General features: G+C 68.8%; 3 protein-coding genes and 2 pseudogenes. 3 read left to right on the top strand and 2 right to left on the bottom strand.

Annotated features, from left to right (window positions below; genetic code table 11):
- The first annotated feature begins 128 nt into the window (after nt 1-128).
- From Q0066_RS00690 to Q0066_RS00680, 3 genes and pseudogenes are all read left to right on the top strand, one after another.
- Nucleotides 129-1,382, top strand: coding sequence for an Nramp family divalent metal transporter (locus Q0066_RS00690; RefSeq protein WP_298129063.1), 1,254 nt, complete (start codon nt 129-131; stop codon nt 1,380-1,382).
- On the top strand, nt 1,379-1,990 hold the full coding sequence (locus Q0066_RS00685) for a metal-dependent transcriptional regulator (protein ID WP_298129061.1): 612 nt from the start codon (nt 1,379-1,381) through the stop codon (nt 1,988-1,990). Before Q0066_RS00690 ends, Q0066_RS00685 begins: the two co-directional genes overlap by 4 nt.
- Nucleotides 1,991-2,085: 95 nt before the next feature.
- Nucleotides 2,086-2,958: pseudogene (locus Q0066_RS00680) on the top strand (fructose bisphosphate aldolase).
- 19 nt (nt 2,959-2,977) lie between these two features.
- On the opposite strand, the gene Q0066_RS00675 reads toward Q0066_RS00680, so the two are convergent.
- Nucleotides 2,978-3,739, bottom strand: coding sequence for a DUF4191 domain-containing protein (locus Q0066_RS00675; RefSeq protein WP_298129059.1), 762 nt, complete (start codon nt 3,737-3,739; stop codon nt 2,978-2,980).
- Nucleotides 3,729-4,214 (bottom strand): annotated as a pseudogene (locus Q0066_RS00670) (hypothetical protein); the annotation flags it as partial. The pseudogene Q0066_RS00670 and the gene Q0066_RS00675, both read right to left, overlap by 11 nt.

Below are 4,214 nucleotides of genomic sequence, written 5' to 3'. Positions count from 1 at the left end.
TGGAACGAAAAGAACCGTCCCTCCGTACCGCCTGGGCCGCGAGACTGGTACGAAAAGAACCGTCCCTTCGTACCGCGAGCTTGTCGAAAGCCTGCCTGCGCGACGAAAGTTCGGGTAGCTTAACTTTCGTGACCACGATGACCCGGACGTCGCCGCCGAAGCCGGCCCGGCGTCGGCTGCGCTGGTTGCTGGGTCCGGCGTTCGTGGCGGCGATCGCCTATGTCGATCCGGGGAATGTGGCGGCCAACCTGACCGCCGGCGCGCAGTACGGCTACCTGCTGGTCTGGGTGCTGATCGCGGCCAACGCGATGGCGGTGCTGATCCAATACCTGTCGGCCAAGCTCGGCCTGGTCACCGGACGCAGCCTGCCCGAGTTGCTGGGGGACCGGCTGCGGCGCGGCCCGCGGCTGATGTTCTGGGCGCAGGCCGAACTGGTCGCTGCCGCCACCGACCTGGCCGAGGTGATCGGCGGGGCGCTGGCCCTCTACATCCTGTTCGGGGTGCCGCTGCCGCTGGGCGGGTTGATCGTCGGCGTGGTGTCGATGGCCCTGCTCACGGTGCAGTCCCGCGGCGGGCAGCGCCGGTTCGAGTTCGTGGTGATGGGCCTGCTGGCCGTGATCACCGTCGGTTTCGGCGCCGGGCTGCTGGTCAGCCCGGTCGATTGGGGCGCTGCCGTGGCCGGCATCGTGCCGCGCTTCGAGGGTGCCCAGACCGTGCTGCTGGCGGCGGGCATGCTCGGCGCCACCGTGATGCCGCACGCCATCTACCTGCATTCGTCGCTGGCCCGCGACCGGCACGGCCTGCACGGGGCGAAGGGAGTGCGGCGGCTGCTGCGGGCCACCCGCTGGGACGTCGGGTTGTCGCTGCTGGTCGCCGGCACGGTGAACATCGCCATGTTGCTGCTGGCGGCGGCGAGCCTGAACGGAGTCCCCGGGACCGACAGCATCGAGGGCGCCCACGCGGCGATCACCTCCGCGCTGGGTCCCGCGATCGGCGTCATCTTCGGCGTCGGCCTGCTGGCCTCGGGCCTGGCCTCCACCTCGGTCGGTTGCTACGCCGGGGCGTCCATCATGTCGGGGCTGCTGAGAGTGCGCATTCCACTGCTGGCCCGTCGCGCGATCACCCTGGTCCCGGCGCTCGCGGTGCTGGCGTTCGGCCTGGATCCGACCTGGTCGCTGGTGCTCAGCCAGGTGCTGCTGTCGATCGGCATCCCGTTCGCGGCGATCCCGCTGGTGCTGCTGACCGGCAACCCCGAGGTGATGGGCCGGTTCGCCAACGGACGGCGGCTGCGGGTGATCGCCTGGACGGTGGTCGCGCTGATCGTGGCGCTCAACATCGCGCTGCTGGGCCTCACCGCGATGGGGCTTACCCTGGGAGGATGACCAGCGTCGACGAGCTGACCGCGGTGGCTCAGGACTACCTGAAGGTGATCTGGTCGGCCACCGAGTGGGGCGATCCGCCGATCACCACCAAGGGTCTCGCGGCCCGGCTCGGCACCACCCAGGCGAACGTGTCCGACACGGTGAAACGCCTGGCCGCGCAGGGTTTGGTGACGTATGAGTCGTACCGTCCGGTGCGGCTCACCGAGCGCGGCGAGCGGCTGGCGGTCGCGATGGTGCGCCGGCACCGGCTGATCGAGGCCTTCCTGGTCGGCGTCCTCAACTACCGCTGGGACGAGGTGCACGACGAGGCGGAAGCGCTGGAGCACGCGGCGTCCGACACACTGATCGACCGGATCGACGCGCTGCTCGGCCACCCCGTCGCCGACCCGCACGGAGACCCGATCCCGGCCGCCGACGGCACCCTGCGGCGCCGTCCGGCCGTTCGGCTGACCCGGATCGTCGGACCGCGCCGGGTGGTCCGGGTCTCGGACGCCGATCCCGATGTGCTGGCCCGCTGCCGGGCGCTCGGCATCGTCCCGGACGCCGTGGTCGACGCCGCCGCGATCCCGGACGAGGTGGCGTCCGCGGTCTGGGTCGAGGAGGAATGAACCAGCTGTCAGCTCGTCGCCGGCAGCAGCGGAGTAGCCTGGCATAGATCAACCAGTTGGATGTCAAGGAGGCCATTCAAATGTCTGATCAGCCCATGGTTACCCACTTCGCGACCGGCACCGGCTTCATCGCAGCCCTGGACTAGAGCGGCGGCTCGACCCCCAAGGCGTTGCGCGCCTACGGCATCGACGAATCCCAATACAGCTCCGAAGCCGAGATGTTCGACCTGATCCATGCCGCGCGGGTCCGGATCATCACCAGCCCGGTGTTCACCAGCGAGCACATCCTCGGCGCGATCCTGTTCGAGGGCACTCTCGCCCGGCAGGTCGAGGGCCTGGGCGCGGCCGAATACCTGTGGCAGCGCAAGGGAATCCTGCCGATCCTCAAGATCGACAAGGGACTGGAAGAGAAGGCCGACGGCGTCCAGTTGATGAAGGACATTCCCGGCTTGGAAGAGCGGCTGGACAGCGCCCGGGCAGCAGGGGTGTTCGGCACCAAGGAACGTTCGGTGATCCACGCCGCCGACCCACGGGGCATCGAGCAGGTCGTCGAACAACAGTTCGCGCTGGGCGAGCGGGTGGTGGCCGCCGGGCTGGTGCCGATCCTCGAACCCGAAGTGACCATCAGCATCCCCGACAAGGACGAGGCCGAGGTACTGCTCAAGGCGGCCATCCTGGAAGGGCTGGAGGGTCTGGGCGATCGCCGGGTGGCGTTCAAGCTGACCATTCCCAGCGTGGACGGCTTCTACAGCGACCTGATCGCGCATCCGAACGTGGTCCGGGTGGTGGCGCTGTCCGGCGGTTACAGCCGCGACGAGGCCAACGAACGGCTGGCCCGCAATCCTGGCCTGATCGCCAGCTTCAGCCGGGCGTTGCTCGACGGGCTGACCGTGCAGCAGGACGACGCCCAGTTCGACGCCACATTGAAGGCGTCGATCGCGTCGATCTATGCCGCGTCGATGACCTGAGATCTGAGGCTCGCCGGCCTCAGCGGCCGCGCATCGCCCGGTTGACGCCCTTCATGGTCGGCATCGGGCCGCGCGGCACCGGGATCTTCGGACGCATCGCGTCCAGCGCCCGCAACCGCTGCTTCACCTCGGTGATCTGGTGCGGCTGCAGCACGTTCGGCAGCTTCTCGATGTGCTTCTGCAGGTTCTCCAGCGACACCTGGCCCTGATCGCGTCCGACCAGGACGGTGGTCACCGCGATGCCGTAGGCGACCTGCTCGTGCTTCTTGGTCTCGGTGGCCAGCAGTGCGCGCGCCCGCGCCGGGTTGCCCTCGGCCACCAGCACGATGCCCGGCCGTCCGATCACCCGGTGTACGACGTCCATCTGACGGGTGGCGGCGATGCCCAGTTCGTAGCTCCACTTGCGCTTGTTGAGCAGCTGGAACGCGACCTCGGCCGAGCCGGCCTGACCCTCGTAGCGCTTGAAGTTGGCCTGCTTCACGCGCCAGGTGAGCACGTACATCACCAGCACCAGGGCGAGCATGACGCCGGTGATCAGCCACAGCCACCAGGGCTGCAGCCACAGCCCGACGCCGATCGAGATCAGGACGGGGCCGGCGACCGCCGCCACAGTCCACCACTTCAGCTGCGGGTCGACCTCGTTGGTGCGCTTATAGGCCTCGATGATCTGCCGGAACCGGCCCCAGTCGCGCGGGTCGTCGGAGTTCTTCTTGCGCAGCTTCTCGGCCTTGCGCTCGGCCTTCTGCTGGGCGGCGAGGGCCTTTGCCTTCTCACTGGCCATGGGTGCTGCTCCCGTTGATCGTCGCGGTGCTGGTGGTGGTGCCGTTGGCGCTCGCGTGGCCGTTGACCGCCGAACCATTGGCGCCGTTGGCGTGGCCGTTCGTACCGTTGGCCGTCTTGATTCCGTTAGCGGCCTTCGCATCGTCGCGTTCGCGGCGGCGGCGCGCCTCGATGGCGGTGCGGTAGAGCCGTCCGGCCCGGTACGAGGAGCGGACCAGCGGCCCGGACAGGACGCCGACGAAACCGATCTCGGTGGCCTCCTGCTCGAACTCTTCGAACTCTTCGGGCTTGACCCACCGGTCGATCGGATGGTGCCGGGCGGACGGCCGCAGGTACTGGGTGATGGTGATCAGCTCGGTGCCGGCGTCGTGCAGATCCTGCAGTGCCTGGGTGATCTCCTCGCGGGTCTCGCCCATGCCGAGGATCAGGTTCGACTTGGTGACCAGACCCTCCTCGCGCGACCAGCGCAGCACCTC

Origin of the sequence: Micropruina sp. (genome assembly GCF_027492755.1) — a bacterium.
GTDB lineage: Bacteria > Actinomycetota > Actinomycetes > Propionibacteriales > Propionibacteriaceae > Micropruina.
The sequence above is the reverse complement of the archived record's forward strand: the minus strand, read 5'-3'. Positions and strand labels throughout refer to the sequence as shown.